The following is a 14,475-nucleotide window of genomic DNA, read 5'->3' as shown; positions in this document are numbered from 1 at the left end:
TTACAAGTATTTAATTGCGTTGATCACCACACCCCAAATGATCATGTCATTATCCTCGGTGACCTGGATCGGCGGGTACTTGTCATTCTCGGCGATCAGCCAACACGTTTTCTTGTCAAAGGTGATGCGCTTGACTGTGAAATCGCCATCAATAAAACATACAACGATGCTCCCCTGCTTAGCCTTTAAGCTTTTGTCAATTATCATCAAATCGCCATCGTCAATGCCTGCTCCTTTCATCGAGTCGCCTTTGACTCGTCCGAAGAAAGTAGATGATGGATTTTGAATAAGCTCCTTGGTTAGATCGATGTTCAAGTCAATGAAGTCGGCGGCCGGTGAAGGGAATCCAGCGCTAATTCCAGGAATAAACGGCAAGATGCGCGCTTCCTGATCCCCTACGGGGTATATGTCCAAGTGGACACTGGTGTATAAAGGTATTGCTCCCATCTGCTATATGGTTTTTCGTCCCTACAAAGGTGAACGAATTGCAACCACATTGTCAAGAAAAATATGGATTATTTCCTATATAGTGGAATATGTCCAATTTTCAACTTGTGTTTGGGTGAAGTTTTAAATTCCCATTCAAGCATATTCAAGTATACTTCTATCTTTGGAGGAGTTCATGTTTAAAAATTACATAATCCGTAAAAATATGGCGAAAAGACCATCGTCCACAAGTAACTACGCGTTCGATTTAGAATTTCTAAACGAAGAGCTTATAACCTATTTTCAACAGCATCGTAAAAGTGAGAGTCCTGATTCTCTATTGTACAAAGGTTTCAATATGAGTATTTTATTCTACTCAACAACTATGGTTGAAGGCGCTTTGTGGAGATTTTTGAAATTTTTGATTAACCATTATAGTGGGCGGCAGGATTTAAATACTGAACGAAACATGGTGATACAAGAATTTAATAGCATAAATGCCCCAAAAGATATTATCAAGACCAGGATAAAACAGATACAGAGATTTAGTGGCCTTGACTTATCTAACGATATGACTAATCCTTATTATAAAGACATAATCGTTCTTCCAGCTATTAGGAATGTAATAGCTCATGGAGGTGTGATAGCCCTAAGTCAGATTGAAAAAAATCCAGGCTTTTTTAAGTTTCAGAAAACTGATCTACTGGAAGTATTAATGAGATCAGATTCCATACCGGAAAAAGTACTGCATAGAATTGGAGAAGGCGATTTGCCAACAATTACAGGGGCTTTTCTAGGCGATAAAAATGTAGACTATTTTTCAGAAAGGTCTATTTCTTTTAAAAAGTTATTGGAACAGGAAAAAGTAACGATGACGAGTTAAAATATTTGGATAAACAATAGATAAGCCCGACCATTATGATCGGGCTTTTTTATTGAGCCTCCAGTCGGGATCGAACCAACGACCTATTGATTACAAGTCAATTGCTCTACCAGCTGAGCTATGGAGGCCTTTTACTGGCCAATATCGGTTGTTTTTCCGTTATCGTGGCGCAAAAGTATGTCCGGGAAGTTTATGATGCAAGCGTTTGGTAAAAAATAGTTTATTAACAATAAATTCTATTGAGTACCGGGCGATATAATTCCTGTACTGATATTTCCGTTTTCATACTAACAAGGTTTTAGCGCTGACAATATCAAATTCAAATTTATCCATCGTGGAAAACGATCTGGAAGTCCGGCGCTTGCTGCCGAATATCTGGGTAATCTCGATGTGGTTCTTTTTCTGCACCTGCCCGGTGATGTCATAGAATCTCCCATCGATCTCAGTGATCACGTGGTTCAAATCAAACCATGCCTTTGCTTCCGGAAAGACTGTCCGTAATATCTTGAACAGATTCAGGCAGCTTCCGAACAGAAATATGTTCTTCATCTCACTGTGGCTCCCACGTATTTCAGCGATCAATCGGAGTATCTGACGGTGTTTCACTGACTTCATTCGTGATCATCTTTTTCTGCATTGATATTCAATGATTTCAGAACATCCCTCACCCTGGAAATTTCGAAGTGGAAATGCTCAGTTTCCTTTGTCTCCATGGATAAATAGTATACTATTGAGGTTTCGCGAACCCTAAAACCAGTTACAAGCCGTTCGTATTGATCAATATCAGTCTTTAAATAAACCGTTTCTCCGATATCAAATTTGTTTTCTAAAAGCATCATTCAGGCTGTTGATTAGGATCTAAAATGGTTCTTTCTGAAATTCTCATGTATGAAGAATCACCATGCTCAGCGATTATATTGATTGACCGAGTGGCATTTTTTATTACTCCTTCGACCGATCCATTAATTCCTTCACTACTATAACATTTGAAATTCTGCCTGTATAAATACCATTTACCCTCAAACTGAAACCGGTAATATGTATCAAGGTGTGCGAACATTAACCCACTTGAATCCTCCCTTTCTGTTAAATCATATTCTGGCCAAATATTCATGATTGTCTGTCCTTTTTTGGTAAATTCTTTAATCTCACTGCGGAGCTGCTGCAACTCTTCCCGGGCCTCGCGAATTACACCGAATGTAATCTTTGCCATAAACCAGATACATCCAATTGAAACCGGTATAAGGATGATCAGCGATAAATACTGTTGGTAGGTCATGGTAAGTCAATAATCAGTTGAAATTGAATATTCCCTTTTCTACTAAAATTCTATTGAGATCTTGATTTCGATAATTATCTCTGACTTTTTGCTTGTATCGTTCAGCATTCCCACTTCTCTTAAAAATTCGCTGAGAAATCCAGTACTTTCGTTTGATGTCTCCATTGGATTCATGACAGTCTGTGCAGCTATCTGGAACGTCAGCAACAACTACAAGAATGTTTCCGGCGGGTAGATTACAAGTCCCTGTTAATATGTGCCTCTGCATGGTGATTCAAAAAAATGTGTCAGGTGATTTACCAGCTTTTCTGATTTCCCATTGCTTAATTTTCAACAAGCAATGCCAAGGGCTTTGATAATACCAGTATTGCTCACCTACTCCCACTTTTTCCTGTTGTGTCCAAAATCGTATTGAATACATTTGCATCGCGCGCCGAAAATTGAAATCCCACAGGAAGGAAAGTATCACCATGAGCGAAATGAATACATAGAATATCAATCCCAATGAACTGTAAAATAAAAGGTCGAACGTATAGCCCAGGCCTATGAAGAGATACTTCATTTCTTTTTGGGTTCTTCTTCGAGATATATTTGTTCTGGTGAAGGCGGAACAATTCGGCTTTTTTCAACGTATGGTAGTGACGAAAATTCCCTACCAATTTCTTCCAACGCGTCCTGGTCCTTCTTTGAAGCATAATCACTAAGATCCTTGAATGGAATACCTGAGATAGTCTCTTCCTGCTTCGGATCAAGATATGCAGTATCGCTAACAATCGGAGCTTTGGGCCCGTTGTCGTAAATAACTCTTCCAGTCCTACGAGCTGTTTCCGTTAAAGATCTCGCATAATCCTCCATCGTATTTTCAGGCTTCGCTGATTCCGGTAGCTGGATATCCAAATTGTCCTCCTGTGCAGTTTTATTTATCGTTTCTTGAATAAGAATTAAGAAGTCCAATAATGGCATTGTTGTTTGATACTTGTCCCCATTCTCGTCTATAATAACATAACCCTTATTTCTGTTATCCTTGGAAATGCTTATTATTTTACTGAAAATATTGGTTGCGAAGCATTGATGATAACCTTCATCAACTTGCTTAGCTGTATATAGCTCCAATGGTGTACTCAGCTCAACCTTATATATTTTTTCAGTTGTCATCAGTGGAGAATCTTTCACCAACGGAGCACCTGTATCATAAAGATCTTTCGACTTCTCAAACTCCTGTTTCGCAAGATTATGAACCTCGCGATGAATTACATTGCTTATCGGACCAGAAAACGTCGGCTCAGGAAGCCAATCTGATATACTCCGAAACATCGAAACTTTCTTTACCAATGAATCTTCACGCAACCGTGGGGCATCCGGAAAATCTCTCGTATCAACAACACTCCCATCCTCACCAATCCCAGCCTGGCCGGAAACTAAGAGATATAGTGCGACAGCACTCGATTTTTTCGGCGCTGCCTCACCCGTCTCTTCCTCCTTAAAATCAGCACAACACTCAGCAACCATCAGCTCCAATTCATCAGGCGTTTTGTCTGTCGTATATTGCAAACCGTTTGCCGAAAGCACCAAACCTACTCCTGGGTCAGCAGCCGTACTCCCAATTGAATCAATACTGTAAAGACGAATAACCGTCCATACAGACGATCCATACTCCTTAACATTCACAACCAGCGGCCGCTTCATTACCATTCCTTCCATACTATTTCCTCTTTTGTAAAGATTTTAAACTGTCAACATCCTTCTTCAACTGAGTCATATACTTGTATATATCACTCTGTGAATGTATAATCGAAACCAATGTATCCGTGCGAGCATCCAGCTGGTCACTCACCTCATGAACATACAACCGCGTTGCCTGGACCTTACGGGTTAAATTGAACACTATGATCACCAGAATCCAAAACATAGCTATAAAGCCGATCAGTATTAACCGCCAACCCCATTTCTCCTCTTTCATATCAGCTTATTGATGAATTGAAAGGATTGTTATGCTTTTTGTACGCCTCAATCGATCGATACATCTCTGTCAATGCCAATATCTCATTCGGCTCCACAGGATTCCTACTATCAATCTTCTCCTCAATCAATTTCGCATACTTCTCATACACCTTACGTACCGGCCCAGAATCGTCAAACGACAACTCCGTAATCCCTGAATTACTCCCTGAATCCATAATATTCTCAGCATGTTTTGTTTACGACAAATATATATAAACACAAGCAAACTTTAATATATTAATTATATCTAAATCTACATATAATCTGTATTTCGAGCTACATAGCTCCAATCCGAACAAAATATAACTTTTGTAACCCAAAGGACACTTTCAGAACTTGTTTGTAACTCCATGTTTGATGGGGACGAATCTCCCAGTGTGAGGGCCGCGCGTGGGCAGAACCGGACGCTTTTTTCATACCCCCCGGTCAAGCCAAAAGCCGAGGTCGGAAAAAGGAATCCATTAAAACGGCAACAGGGAAAGCTAATGTTGTTTTGATGATTAATAAAAGGAAGGCTATTGATAACCAAGGGGTATAGAGTATGCTCCTGTTTTCAAATAATACCAGCAGCAGCCACGGCATTTTAATAAATACTGTTTGCAATTCCATAAACACCCGTTCGAGGTATTGCAATAGAGCACTACGTTTGCACACAGAGAACAAACCAAGGCAACAGGACAGGCACAGACAGCAGAACGAATACCAGAGTGCCGAACAGGCAACGATCATCGATGCGACCAGCTAAACAACAAGAAAGCCCACCGACAACGCCTGCGAGCTTTACAACTATTAACCAAATTTATCAACCTTGTTGTACTAATCAATGATCAAGTGCCGCCAAAACAGACATAAACACTTTTTTTTGTTGTATTATTCTTATTCTACCGTCTGACGTTTGCTTGTACGATCCAATCTAAGGCAATTGTACAGGAAATCTATTCCGCAGGAGAGAATGCGGCAGGATCAAGATAATCTAACCTGTTACCCTTCCATGCAAACACAGGATTCACTAAATACTGTGATGTCCTGTTTGGCACTTTGAATAATAGACCCTGTTTGACGCAACGCTCTAAACCTCTGAAAGTTACAGAGGTGTACTTATCCTTTGTAAATTTCCTCATTTCAGATAAGTCTACCGGAATAGGGATATTATTAGCCTTTAACATTCCCAATACATAGAAGTAATATTTAAAATCCTTTGAAAGTAAGTCCTGAAAACACAACATTAGGCGCATTGAATCTACCTGCACAGGTTCAGTGTCATCTACTAAGGTTTCGACACGCCTAAACACCGAAAAAGGGCTATAGTCGGGGTGATTTGCATAATCTTTTGGATTGATATTTAATTCAAACACGCCTAGTCCGTCATATTTGCGCTTGATGTTTCCCATCTATAACTATTTGTTATCGTTTTTGGTCATTTTTGCTCGTTTTAGTCATTTTTAGGCTCAAAACTTGCGTTTTTATCTAAAAACTATCACAGCCCCTACAAAATTACACTTCTAAGCTATGGATCGGTTGTGTAGTTCCATATGTTACAGAATGGTTACAAGCATTCAGAACATTGCATCTATTTCTATTCCCTTCGATAATAGAGTTGTTGAGAATTTGTCAAGAAAATACGAAAATATTTTTATATGATTATTCTAAGTTATTAGTACGTTATTGAAGCACAAATTAACTTTAACTTAGACAAAAGAAAGACTTTAATGAAAACATGTAATTTGTATAAAATATTTTGTTAAAGTTAGCTTGCATGTATGCCTGATTAGACATATATTTACATAACAATTAAGAATAACACTTTACTACAACGGGGTTTTACCCTGAGTGGAAGAGGTATGTTCTGACCAGGGGGTTATCCCGTGCGAAAGGCGAAAACTAGCATTGATGAAGTTCTTTGACGTATTGACCGTGTAGCGGAAAGATTAGCAGACTTGATATAAGCCCTACGAACTAGGCATTCTGACTAATCAGGAAATTAAAATAGCCTGTGTATATCCTTATCGGTGGTGGACTTAAAACCGGTTTCAGGTTGCCCGTGTGCGTTACGGGCGGTATAAATGCAACGTGTGTGCCCTTCGGGGTTTGTGTCCTTTCCTTTTCTGTTGGTGGTGGGACTGAAAAAAACAGATTTACTTATTTATCTGTCCTTCTGGGGTTTGCGGTTCGAATCCGTAGCAGGTGCAAAGATTATCACAATTTAGATTTTCGATTATGAATACAATGGTACTACCTGTGCCTTTGCGGTTGAAGGGTAAAAACAAGACGGACGAACAAATTATAAACTTTCACGAACTGCAAAAAGGTGAGGTTTTCAAGTTTGAAGGAACAAAAAAGGTCTTTGAGTGTGATGGACGTACAAAAACGGAAATTACATACTTTCCTCACGATAATGTCTGGGGCGATTACAGACAAACAAAAAAGACTTCAAAACGTAGGGTATTGATCAACTTTGAATATTAGGAATGGCAACTACATATGAATTTTTTGAAGATGGCGCGGTCTGGAAATTTTCAGAACGTGACTACAGTTACGTTGGTACTCACTCGATTGATATATACGATTACGACAAAAAGGTATATCATACTGAGTTTAGAGAGGCATTTGTACGGTTTAAAGATGGTGAACAACCTGTATTTGAATGGCTGGTAGTTCCTCTTTCTATTTCTCGCTTTGAAAAATGCGGTAACGTGGTTACTGAGATTGAGAAAGGTGTTTATTCAGTAAAAGGTGAGTATACAGATTTAAGGCTGGTATTCAATTTTGAAACTGAAACGGTGGGAATTGTACACTTGAATAATTTTCTAATTGGTCAAACAAACGTATCATTTTCTGAGGTGTTGAACTCGTAAAATATGAAAAAGTACTATCTGTTCTGCCTACTCTGCGCTGTGTGCGTGGTGTGGGCTGCTGCTGAATTAAATTATAGTGGTGCGGTGTGGCTGGCTTCTATGTCAGACGGTTCAGATTCTGGCATTGAGTGGGCTATGGCTTCACGTGGGTTTGAAGTGTGCGCAATGGATGCGGTTGAGCCTACAACGTGGGCAAAAGTTAAAGCGTTATTCACCTTCTAAATTTTCTGATTATGAGCGCAATTTCTGTAATAAACGAACATAAGGAGCAAAAAGTAAGTGCTCTAATTGCTGAATGTGGTGTTTTCTTTGCATTCAGCAAAAAGCAATTTGAAGAAAACAAAACGCCATTACAGGATGGTGAAAAATATCGGGAAGTGTTAGGCGGTGGTTTTGTTCCTAGCTCTAAGTATGAGCGATTAAGAACTGGTTTGGACGAAATAGAAAACTGGTACAATACTACTATTAAAGATGGTGGTTTGTTGGATGCTCAAATTTTGTATGAGCTATGTAATCATGAATGTTTTTATACCGGTGAGTGGCACTCATTAGCGAATGACTTTGGCTTTAAGGTAGAGGACGTTCGGCGGGTATTTTATGGGAATCATGAACAATACGCATAATGAAACATCTAATTACGGATTCTACCGGCTTGCTGTATCTGGATGGTAATTGGAATGCTGAAGTGTGGGTTTTTCGTTGGGTTGAAAAAAAATCAGAATGCATACTTTTTGCAAATTATGATTATGCTGAATACTTCGCCGATAATAACAAACAAGCTCGTGAATTTCTGGCTGAACATGTGGAAAAATTAGGTTTAACGAAACTCATAAAACCTTATGAAACGGGCAAAATTTGACAAACTGTCTGCCGTTGAACAATCAGCGATTAGGGAGCTAATACGGGATACTCCAACGGCGGTAAATACGAAATCGAAGGAAGAAATTAAAAGGCATTCTGATTTGCCTCTGTTCTCCTCTGGTGATCAACAAACAAAGCTTTTCTAATTATGAAAAAATTGTCTGAATGCTCAAATATGGACGAATATATTTTGGCGAATTTTCCGGTTACTGAGGTGCATATTTCAACAATACGTCAAGGTGATACGATTCTGCACACGGACGGTAAAGTTAGAACGGTTTGCAATTCTAATATATCTCGGGGTGGCTTCGGTGATACCCTTTTCAATGATTCTTACAAAAGCGGGTATCAGCTCGTAAAAAAGGTAATGATATGAAACTGTACTTTCGTTTCCTTGAGGCGTGCGCTTGCTTTGTTGTAGGTGGTGCGCTGGTTGCTCTCTGTATCGTGTTAGATGCGATTGCAAAGTAAAAGCCGGTAACTAGTACCGGCTCTGCTCTTGAAGCTCACTTAACATTATTTCTTTGTCCCTTCAACGTAGAGACTTTTCTTAATGCCATAGTCAGCCAAAACCTGCTTTATTAGTTGGACCGATATTCTATTTTTTGAAAAAGTACCAACTTCTGTTGGTTCACCGTCAACATAGATCTTTATTTGATCTCCGTCTTTTTTTAGAAGGAATGGCCAGCTATATCTATAAAATCTGCCATCGAAATCCACATCGATATGATCAATATTTATCTTGGTGACTTCCATCTTAGCGTAATCACCATCACCGTAACGCGGATTACTAACGCCGTCTGAAATCTCACTAGTGACAGTGTACTGACCTGCCATTAAGCCCGCCATGTCTGCCGGAATGTTATCGGAATCCGAATCTTTACATGACAATAATAATAAAACTAAAAGGAAGGATACGAGCTTTTTCATTTGGTTTGTTTGTTTATTGACAATTACATTTATAGTCTATTATAAAATCGTGAAAGCGTTCTCCGTATGTTCTACGGCCTGCACTGCCAGTGTAAAACGCATTCCAATTCTGAGCGGGAATATCACAGTACAAATATTCCTTTGAATTAATATGGTAATCGTCGGTAAACATTTCAGCAACTACGAAAAGTCTACCTTCCAGACTATACAATTTTACTTTTTTTAACCAATCGTCGGTGCTTGACATTTCAGATTTAATTACAACCTTCTCGTAATTACCCCGACCCTTTACAGCGTTTAGGGCTTCTTGACAAGATGGTTTACCCATTCCGTCAACGGTTCTTTTTAACTGCTGCGCTTGTTGGTTGTAGAGTTGATTTAAATATTCCTGCTCTCTATTGTTCTGCTCAATCATCATTTGTAATTCTCTGTCTTTTTGTCTGGACATAGCATTGTAATCAAAAGAAGGGCTTCCGGCTCGTAATAGTGAACTGTTATTATATGTCTGTGTTCGTCTTGTTTGAGCGTTGATTGAAAGTGAAAACAGGATGAAAAGAGAAAGTAAAGTTGATTTTAGCATGTTATGATTATTTTTTAATATATCCTTCTCTTATCCAGAGTATTACAAATAATAAAACTATTAATCCTATTAGTGAGTAGAAAGAAGATAAAAAATGATCAGCTGAAAAGATGCCAGTTTTGTAGTAATACCCATCAAAACTATCACCGTTCCAATCTGTTTCTTCAAATTTTTCATCCTGGAAGAACCTACCCAATAGTAAGGATACTAACGGTGTTAAAATTGACATTAACCTTTTGTTTCCAATTGATAACTTTTTCCAAAATAATATAATTCTATCCATCCTGTATTAGTACGTTTATCGCTTAGACGCATATCCCATAAAATCGTAACGCCTTATACCATAAAGTAAATAAATTATTTTTTTTCTTGCTTGGCAATTTATTATTCGGTACTTTTGAAGTGCCTAATGACATACACAGGGAGCGATCCCTGAAATAATCTTTCTGGGTTTTTTTATGCCCAAAAAGTTCTAAATAGCCAATATACGGGCTGTTTCTTCCGGAAGGTTTGAAAACCTTCAGATTCCCCTGTGGATGTCTTAGGCACGGATTGGAGCAGCCCGTATTTTGTTTGCTCCGTAACAAATCAATCGCCTAAGACATGTTACAATCAACCCACACCACCAGTGCACCAGCTGCACCAATCGCCAAAACAAGAAAGCCACGTGCAAAAGCTCCCCGCAAAATGAACAGGTGGGGTAAGTTGCACTTCGAATTAGATCAGGCCGAAGTAAAAGAAATGCAGGTCGACAGATTAAATGAGATTCTGAACGGTTTCTTTGATGGTTACGGCTCTAACTCATTGCAAAGCATTGAAGTAGTTGTAAATTCAATTCCTCCGGCTGATATGGATCAGTTTACGCTAAACCATGCTCTTATAGTTTCTAAAATTGGGCTTTTCCTTGCTCAACTGCATGAAAACTGGAATAAGCTAAATTCCTAAAAACAACCAACCACTAATCAACATTAATTTTTGAATTCATGGAAACATTAATTTCGTTTCATGGGCAAGAACTGCCCGTACGTAAAGACAAAGACGGGAATGTGTGCTTAACTGATCTTTGGAAGTTGGCAGGATCTGACGATAATAAAAAAGTCCAAAAATGGATGAGACAAGAACAGGCAATTGGATTTTGCCGCGCTCTTATGGGACTTTTAAAAGTGGATTTGAAATCCCTTTTAAAAACGAAGGCTGGAAAAAATGGTGCTACGTGGGCACACCCGCAAATAGCGTTAGAATATGCACAATATCTTGACCCAAATTTAGGTGTCGTTGTCAACCAGAATTTTCTCGAACGGATAGAAGAAGAGAAAAACCCCGACTTGATCGGCGAACGCTACCTTAAAACTTGGAAGAAAAAGGGTAAATCTGACGATTGGTCTGTAAAGCGATTGAAAGGCATATCAACCCGTAATCAATTTACTTCGGCATTAAAAGCACACGGGGTTGAGCGTGACGGTTACCGCAATTGTACTAACGCTATCTATAACCCATTGTATGGGGGAACTTCCAATGTTGTTAGAGAAAAGAAAGGATTAACAGAAAAGGACAATATCAGGGACAATCTATCAGATATTGAATTGACTGCAATCGACCTAGCGGAAATGCTTGCTACGGAGAACATCAAGAAAAACAATCTTCGAGGAAATGCCCAATGTGAATTAGCGGCAACAAAAGCCGGGCAATCAGTAGCCAGCGCCATCTTACAAAATAGATCAAAGTAAAAGAATTCAACCTTTACTCCCCCTACTGAACTACTTCACAAAAAAAAGCCGGACAGGTCTCAAGCTGTCCGGCTGTCAATAAAAAAAATCACTAACCATTAAATTCTTCTATAAAATGGAAACGATTACACAAGCCAACGAAAAAAAATCAACTCGAGTATATAAAGGTTGGGATGGATGGCAGGCAGAAACCAAAGAAACGGTGAACGGTCAAACATGGCAGATTACAACTTCCAAACGTGCAAACGGTCTAATTGCATGCTCCTGCTACCCTATTACGGTTCTCGAAGACAGTGTAACCGTGTCAGTATCTCAAATGATGGGCGAAACCATTACCCTATTCAGTGAAAAAGGAACGGGTACGGAAAAGAAAATTAGAGAAGTTCACCAAAGAGGGATTTTAGAATTTGATACCTGTGATAAGGTCCAAAACAGAGTTAAGAAGTACGAAATCAAAGTAGGGCAAGTACTGCAAGCATATTCTGGAGGTCAATATTCTGATGATGGTCATAAGTATGCTATCGTTTCAATGAATGACCGGACAGCAAAAATCGTTGGTCTTGAAACATTGTCAATCAGACATACAGAAACCTATGCACTAAAAAGCATAGAGAATATTTTCGGAATAGGTACCTATTATTTACCTGGGGAATTTCTGGAAACTGACGAACTTTTGGACTTAATGAATCGAGCAAATGAGAAAGAGCAAGCCGACGAAAGAGAAAAGTTTGCTAAAAAAACTACCGTGAATGCTGAACGTGCTGCAAAAATCGAAATCGGTGCAAAGGTTTTACCGGCTCTTCCTGAAGGTGTAGTTTCTGTAATTGTTGCTGAACTTCGACAGGACGAAAGTGATTCAATGACCGATTATTTTGCACACAGTACGAGTAAAGTTCTATACTTGGCTTTCTCTGGCCATAAGAAAGATTTGTTTGCAGAAATGCGTAAAGCGTGCCTAAACTCAGACGTTAAAGAAATCAAGGCATATGCAGCGGTTCCAACTGTTGACAGAAACGGAGAACCAAAAACAGATAATAATGCTGACTGGTGGCACCCTGCCGACGAACACAGAGAAAAGTATTCAATGGGTGACGGTTATTACTTGGGGGCTTCTGCTTACTCTGGATGGGTCATTAAGAAAGAAACTTACGGTTTCAATCTTGAAGCTTTGCAAATAGCTATTGCGGAAGGTCGGTTTTTTGTGCCTATGGCAAGCGATAACCCAAAGGATGGAGAAACTAACGTAGCTGTGACCGTTTCGGTCTCTGGTGTTACAATTTCTGATTACTCCGAAAAAGCAATAGTAGTACGTGGTGAAACAAAGCAGATCAAAGAAGAATTAAAAGCGCTCGGCGGTCGGTTTAATTTCCGGCTAACTGGTGGTGCTGGCTGGATCTTCTCAAAGCGAGATGAGCAAAAGGTAAAAGCATTGCTCGGATTGTAATATTCCAAAAAATCGGGTGCCGTATATACTGGTACGGCATCAGGTTTTTTCCATCAAAAAAAGTAACGCAATTATGCTACTATCTGATATTATCAAATTCCTTGAGGCGCAAGGTCACCACTCGATCAGCGCGCAAGCTGACAGGCACGGCTTTACATACTTCTTTTCCGTTCTGGGTAATGGTGAGGAAAAGCAATATTTTAAATGGGATCTGAACGGCTCTGAACTGTTTCAAGTCGGTTCTGCAATGATGGTCTAACCTTCCAAAAAACTAACGATCGTGAACATTCATCAGGCTATAAATCTAAAATCCAATGTTTGGGATTCGGATAAAATGAAAATTGAAAAATCCATTGAGTACAGGAATGAGATAAAAAACTCACTCGATCCAGAAAAAAGACTAAATGGATATTTGTTCACTATGCCATACTGTTATCGCATAAAAAAACTAACAAACCAACATGACAACATTTAAAGTACTTTCAGAAGGCAAGGAAATTGCTACACTGAGGGATAAAAACCAGACGGACGAAATAGCTTTGTCCAGAAAACTAAAAGCACTCTACGCATGCATCTTGAATGTCCCTGATGCTAACCTATCCATTCAGGTATGGGATGGTAAGACTATTCTATTTTTTGTGTAAAAAACTAACACCATGTACAGGACAAAAAGAAAGCTCGGGTTCTTCGTGCTTATCGGGAAACCTTTGTCTGTGTCGGTTTCAACCGATGCACCTCACCAAACTTTTGCAATAGTTTTTGAATGCTGCGGAAGTATAGTTTACAATCATTATCTGAATTGACATGAGTACCCAGTATGTTAGTTATCTCCGTGTGTCTCGAAAAAAGCAAGGCAGGTCGGGATTAGGGCTTGCTGCTCAACGTGATTACGTTTCCTATTTCAGCAAAATTGACGGTGCGGAGATAGTGAAAGAATTTGTTGAAGTTGAAGGTGGTGGGGATGTTACCAAAAGACCAGTTTTAAAAGATGCTATTAAAATGTGTTGTGATCTAAAGTGCTTCCTGATAGTTGCGAAAGTTGACCGTCTCTCAAGATCCACTCCTGATGGTTTGGCAATCTTGGAAGAATTGAATGGTAGGTTAATTTGCTGCGATATTCCGGGCGGGCCCGTGGATGAATTTATGCTTACAATGTACCTTGCCTTTGCTGCAAGAGAATTGCTTTTGATCCGCTTGAGAACCAAGGCAGCATTGAAGGCTAAACGTGACTCTGGTTTCAAACTCGGCAAACCTGAGAACTTGAATCTCAATCACCGTGCAAAAGGCTCAGATCAGGCTGCGAAAAAAACTAACGAATTCCGGACTGATCGGAAACTCACCAGTATGGTGGAATCCTGCGTCCGGGATGGCATGGATTATGACCAGTTGGCACAAGAGCTGAATTCGCACGGATTTCTCACCTATCGCCAGAGACCCTACAATTACTACTCCGCAATGCGTCTGGTAAAAGCAACCATAAAAAACTAAC

The 14,475-nt window shown here is 39.4% G+C and carries 23 protein-coding genes and 1 tRNA gene; 12 read left to right on the top strand and 12 right to left on the bottom strand.

From position 1 onward, the window contains the following. Complete coding sequence (locus LZG71_RS02400) at positions 1 to 447, bottom strand: LexA family transcriptional regulator (RefSeq protein WP_233816607.1); 447 nt, start codon at positions 445 to 447, stop codon at positions 1 to 3. 205 nt (positions 448 to 652) lie between these two features. On the opposite strand from LZG71_RS02400, the gene LZG71_RS02395 reads away from it, so the two are divergent. Next, positions 653 to 1,309, top strand: coding sequence for a hypothetical protein (locus tag LZG71_RS02395; RefSeq protein ID WP_233816605.1), 657 nt, complete (start codon positions 653 to 655; stop codon positions 1,307 to 1,309). A 55-nt stretch (positions 1,310 to 1,364) separates the two neighbouring features. On the opposite strand, the gene LZG71_RS02390 is transcribed toward LZG71_RS02395, so the two are convergent. From LZG71_RS02390 to LZG71_RS02355, 8 genes are all read right to left on the bottom strand, one after another. After that, positions 1,365 to 1,437 (bottom strand) — tRNA-Thr (locus LZG71_RS02390). A gap of 154 nt (positions 1,438 to 1,591) precedes the next feature. Then, positions 1,592 to 1,924: a hypothetical protein gene (locus LZG71_RS02385; RefSeq protein WP_233816603.1), complete on the bottom strand. Its 333-nt coding sequence runs from the start codon at positions 1,922 to 1,924 to the stop codon at positions 1,592 to 1,594. Continuing rightward, positions 1,921 to 2,148 carry a hypothetical protein gene (locus LZG71_RS02380; RefSeq protein ID WP_233816601.1) on the bottom strand — a complete coding sequence of 76 codons (228 nt, stop codon included), beginning with the start codon at positions 2,146 to 2,148 and terminating at the stop codon, positions 1,921 to 1,923. The genes LZG71_RS02385 and LZG71_RS02380 overlap by 4 nt, the downstream gene beginning before the upstream one ends. Beyond that, on the bottom strand, positions 2,145 to 2,522 hold the full coding sequence (locus LZG71_RS02375; RefSeq protein ID WP_233816599.1) for a hypothetical protein: 378 nt from the start codon (positions 2,520 to 2,522) through the stop codon (positions 2,145 to 2,147). The genes LZG71_RS02380 and LZG71_RS02375 overlap by 4 nt, the downstream gene beginning before the upstream one ends. A 624-nt stretch (positions 2,523 to 3,146) precedes the next feature. After that, positions 3,147 to 4,289 (bottom strand): hypothetical protein, encoded by a 1,143-nt coding sequence (locus LZG71_RS02370; protein WP_233816597.1) that lies wholly within the window; start codon positions 4,287 to 4,289, stop codon positions 3,147 to 3,149. Between the two features lies 1 nt (position 4,290). After that, the gene (locus LZG71_RS02365) at positions 4,291 to 4,548 is read right to left on the bottom strand and encodes a hypothetical protein (protein WP_233816595.1); all 258 of its coding nucleotides are present in this window, start codon (positions 4,546 to 4,548) and stop codon (positions 4,291 to 4,293) included. Position 4,549: 1 nt separating this feature from the next. After that, the gene (locus tag LZG71_RS02360) at positions 4,550 to 4,765 is read right to left on the bottom strand and encodes a hypothetical protein (protein WP_233816593.1); all 216 of its coding nucleotides are present in this window, start codon (positions 4,763 to 4,765) and stop codon (positions 4,550 to 4,552) included. Between the two features lie 759 nt (positions 4,766 to 5,524). Then, positions 5,525 to 5,980, bottom strand: coding sequence for a hypothetical protein (locus LZG71_RS02355; protein ID WP_233816591.1), 456 nt, complete (start codon positions 5,978 to 5,980; stop codon positions 5,525 to 5,527). An 826-nt stretch (positions 5,981 to 6,806) separates the two neighbouring features. Here LZG71_RS02355 and LZG71_RS02350 point away from each other — a divergent pair. Genes LZG71_RS02350 through LZG71_RS02330 form a run of 5 tightly spaced genes read left to right on the top strand, consistent with a single transcriptional unit; the run spans position 6,807 to position 8,303 of the window. Continuing rightward, positions 6,807 to 7,055, top strand: a complete 249-nt coding sequence (locus LZG71_RS02350) for a hypothetical protein (protein WP_233816589.1) — start codon at positions 6,807 to 6,809, stop codon at positions 7,053 to 7,055. Between the two features lie 2 nt (positions 7,056 to 7,057). Next, positions 7,058 to 7,444 (top strand): hypothetical protein, encoded by a 387-nt coding sequence (locus tag LZG71_RS02345; protein ID WP_233816587.1) that lies wholly within the window; start codon positions 7,058 to 7,060, stop codon positions 7,442 to 7,444. 3 nt (positions 7,445 to 7,447) lie between these two features. Beyond that, entirely contained in the window at positions 7,448 to 7,666 is a 219-nt protein-coding gene (locus LZG71_RS02340) for a hypothetical protein (protein ID WP_233816585.1), read from the top strand. 11 nt (positions 7,667 to 7,677) lie between these two features. Further along, positions 7,678 to 8,067 (top strand): hypothetical protein, encoded by a 390-nt coding sequence (locus LZG71_RS02335; RefSeq protein WP_233816583.1) that lies wholly within the window; start codon positions 7,678 to 7,680, stop codon positions 8,065 to 8,067. Next, a complete protein-coding gene (locus LZG71_RS02330; protein WP_233816581.1) occupies positions 8,067 to 8,303 on the top strand; it encodes a hypothetical protein in 237 nt (78 codons plus the stop codon). Before LZG71_RS02335 ends, LZG71_RS02330 begins: the two co-directional genes overlap by 1 nt. A 518-nt stretch (positions 8,304 to 8,821) precedes the next feature. Here LZG71_RS02330 and LZG71_RS02325 read toward each other — a convergent pair. The 3 genes from LZG71_RS02325 to LZG71_RS02315 are packed head-to-tail and all read right to left on the bottom strand — an operon-like array spanning position 8,822 to position 10,098. Beyond that, the gene (locus tag LZG71_RS02325) at positions 8,822 to 9,235 is read right to left on the bottom strand and encodes a hypothetical protein (RefSeq protein ID WP_233816579.1); all 414 of its coding nucleotides are present in this window, start codon (positions 9,233 to 9,235) and stop codon (positions 8,822 to 8,824) included. A 13-nt stretch (positions 9,236 to 9,248) separates the two neighbouring features. After that, positions 9,249 to 9,815 carry a hypothetical protein gene (locus tag LZG71_RS02320; protein ID WP_233816577.1) on the bottom strand — a complete coding sequence of 189 codons (567 nt, stop codon included), beginning with the start codon at positions 9,813 to 9,815 and terminating at the stop codon, positions 9,249 to 9,251. A 7-nt stretch (positions 9,816 to 9,822) separates the two neighbouring features. After that, a complete protein-coding gene (locus LZG71_RS02315; protein ID WP_233816575.1) occupies positions 9,823 to 10,098 on the bottom strand; it encodes a hypothetical protein in 276 nt (91 codons plus the stop codon). Between the two features lie 320 nt (positions 10,099 to 10,418). On the opposite strand from LZG71_RS02315, the gene LZG71_RS02310 reads away from it, so the two are divergent. The 6 genes from LZG71_RS02310 to LZG71_RS02285 all read left to right on the top strand — a co-directional run bounded on the left by LZG71_RS02310 (position 10,419) and on the right by LZG71_RS02285 (position 14,474). Then, positions 10,419 to 10,760, top strand: coding sequence for a hypothetical protein (locus tag LZG71_RS02310; RefSeq protein ID WP_233816573.1), 342 nt, complete (start codon positions 10,419 to 10,421; stop codon positions 10,758 to 10,760). Between the two features lie 38 nt (positions 10,761 to 10,798). Then, positions 10,799 to 11,542: a KilA-N domain-containing protein gene (locus tag LZG71_RS02305; protein ID WP_233816571.1), complete on the top strand. Its 744-nt coding sequence runs from the start codon at positions 10,799 to 10,801 to the stop codon at positions 11,540 to 11,542. Between the two features lie 115 nt (positions 11,543 to 11,657). Then, positions 11,658 to 12,986 (top strand): hypothetical protein, encoded by a 1,329-nt coding sequence (locus LZG71_RS02300; RefSeq protein ID WP_233816569.1) that lies wholly within the window; start codon positions 11,658 to 11,660, stop codon positions 12,984 to 12,986. 73 nt (positions 12,987 to 13,059) lie between these two features. Next, positions 13,060 to 13,245, top strand: coding sequence for a hypothetical protein (locus LZG71_RS02295; protein WP_233816567.1), 186 nt, complete (start codon positions 13,060 to 13,062; stop codon positions 13,243 to 13,245). 202 nt (positions 13,246 to 13,447) lie between these two features. Then, a complete protein-coding gene (locus LZG71_RS02290; RefSeq protein WP_233816565.1) occupies positions 13,448 to 13,630 on the top strand; it encodes a hypothetical protein in 183 nt (60 codons plus the stop codon). Positions 13,631 to 13,790: 160 nt separating this feature from the next. Further along, positions 13,791 to 14,474, top strand: a complete 684-nt coding sequence (locus tag LZG71_RS02285; protein ID WP_233816564.1) for a recombinase family protein — start codon at positions 13,791 to 13,793, stop codon at positions 14,472 to 14,474. The last annotated feature ends 1 nt before the right edge of the window (position 14,475 follow it).

This window comes from Dyadobacter sp. CY312 (genome assembly GCF_021390535.1).
Taxonomy (GTDB): domain Bacteria; phylum Bacteroidota; class Bacteroidia; order Cytophagales; family Spirosomataceae; genus Dyadobacter.
Note: the sequence above shows the minus strand (reverse complement) of the source record. Positions and strands in the feature narration are given on the sequence as shown.

What these genes read in the sequence shown, in the direction of transcription:
- LZG71_RS02385 (WP_233816603.1), bottom strand. Translation starts at nt 1,924, where the DNA reads ATGAAGTCAGTGAAACACCGTCAGATACTCCGATTGATCGCTGAAATA.
- LZG71_RS02300 (WP_233816569.1), top strand. Translation starts at nt 11,658, where the DNA reads ATGGAAACGATTACACAAGCCAACGAAAAAAAATCAACTCGAGTATAT.
- LZG71_RS02305 (WP_233816571.1), top strand. Translation starts at nt 10,799, where the DNA reads ATGGAAACATTAATTTCGTTTCATGGGCAAGAACTGCCCGTACGTAAA.
- LZG71_RS02325 (WP_233816579.1), bottom strand. Translation starts at nt 9,235, where the DNA reads ATGAAAAAGCTCGTATCCTTCCTTTTAGTTTTATTATTATTGTCATGT.
- LZG71_RS02375 (WP_233816599.1), bottom strand. Translation starts at nt 2,522, where the DNA reads ATGGCAAAGATTACATTCGGTGTAATTCGCGAGGCCCGGGAAGAGTTG.
- LZG71_RS02380 (WP_233816601.1), bottom strand. Translation starts at nt 2,148, where the DNA reads ATGATGCTTTTAGAAAACAAATTTGATATCGGAGAAACGGTTTATTTA.
- LZG71_RS02370 (WP_233816597.1), bottom strand. Translation starts at nt 4,289, where the DNA reads ATGGAAGGAATGGTAATGAAGCGGCCGCTGGTTGTGAATGTTAAGGAG.
- LZG71_RS02335 (WP_233816583.1), top strand. Translation starts at nt 7,678, where the DNA reads ATGAGCGCAATTTCTGTAATAAACGAACATAAGGAGCAAAAAGTAAGT.
- LZG71_RS02355 (WP_233816591.1), bottom strand. Translation starts at nt 5,980, where the DNA reads ATGGGAAACATCAAGCGCAAATATGACGGACTAGGCGTGTTTGAATTA.
- LZG71_RS02365 (WP_233816595.1), bottom strand. Translation starts at nt 4,548, where the DNA reads ATGAAAGAGGAGAAATGGGGTTGGCGGTTAATACTGATCGGCTTTATA.
- LZG71_RS02360 (WP_233816593.1), bottom strand. Translation starts at nt 4,765, where the DNA reads ATGGATTCAGGGAGTAATTCAGGGATTACGGAGTTGTCGTTTGACGAT.
- LZG71_RS02340 (WP_233816585.1), top strand. Translation starts at nt 7,448, where the DNA reads ATGAAAAAGTACTATCTGTTCTGCCTACTCTGCGCTGTGTGCGTGGTG.
- LZG71_RS02395 (WP_233816605.1), top strand. Translation starts at nt 653, where the DNA reads ATGGCGAAAAGACCATCGTCCACAAGTAACTACGCGTTCGATTTAGAA.
- LZG71_RS02400 (WP_233816607.1), bottom strand. Translation starts at nt 447, where the DNA reads ATGGGAGCAATACCTTTATACACCAGTGTCCACTTGGACATATACCCC.
- LZG71_RS02290 (WP_233816565.1), top strand. Translation starts at nt 13,448, where the DNA reads ATGACAACATTTAAAGTACTTTCAGAAGGCAAGGAAATTGCTACACTG.
- LZG71_RS02310 (WP_233816573.1), top strand. Translation starts at nt 10,419, where the DNA reads ATGTTACAATCAACCCACACCACCAGTGCACCAGCTGCACCAATCGCC.
- LZG71_RS02350 (WP_233816589.1), top strand. Translation starts at nt 6,807, where the DNA reads ATGAATACAATGGTACTACCTGTGCCTTTGCGGTTGAAGGGTAAAAAC.
- LZG71_RS02315 (WP_233816575.1), bottom strand. Translation starts at nt 10,098, where the DNA reads ATGGATAGAATTATATTATTTTGGAAAAAGTTATCAATTGGAAACAAA.
- LZG71_RS02345 (WP_233816587.1), top strand. Translation starts at nt 7,058, where the DNA reads ATGGCAACTACATATGAATTTTTTGAAGATGGCGCGGTCTGGAAATTT.
- LZG71_RS02320 (WP_233816577.1), bottom strand. Translation starts at nt 9,815, where the DNA reads ATGCTAAAATCAACTTTACTTTCTCTTTTCATCCTGTTTTCACTTTCA.
- LZG71_RS02295 (WP_233816567.1), top strand. Translation starts at nt 13,060, where the DNA reads ATGCTACTATCTGATATTATCAAATTCCTTGAGGCGCAAGGTCACCAC.
- LZG71_RS02330 (WP_233816581.1), top strand. Translation starts at nt 8,067, where the DNA reads ATGAAACATCTAATTACGGATTCTACCGGCTTGCTGTATCTGGATGGT.
- LZG71_RS02285 (WP_233816564.1), top strand. Translation starts at nt 13,791, where the DNA reads ATGAGTACCCAGTATGTTAGTTATCTCCGTGTGTCTCGAAAAAAGCAA.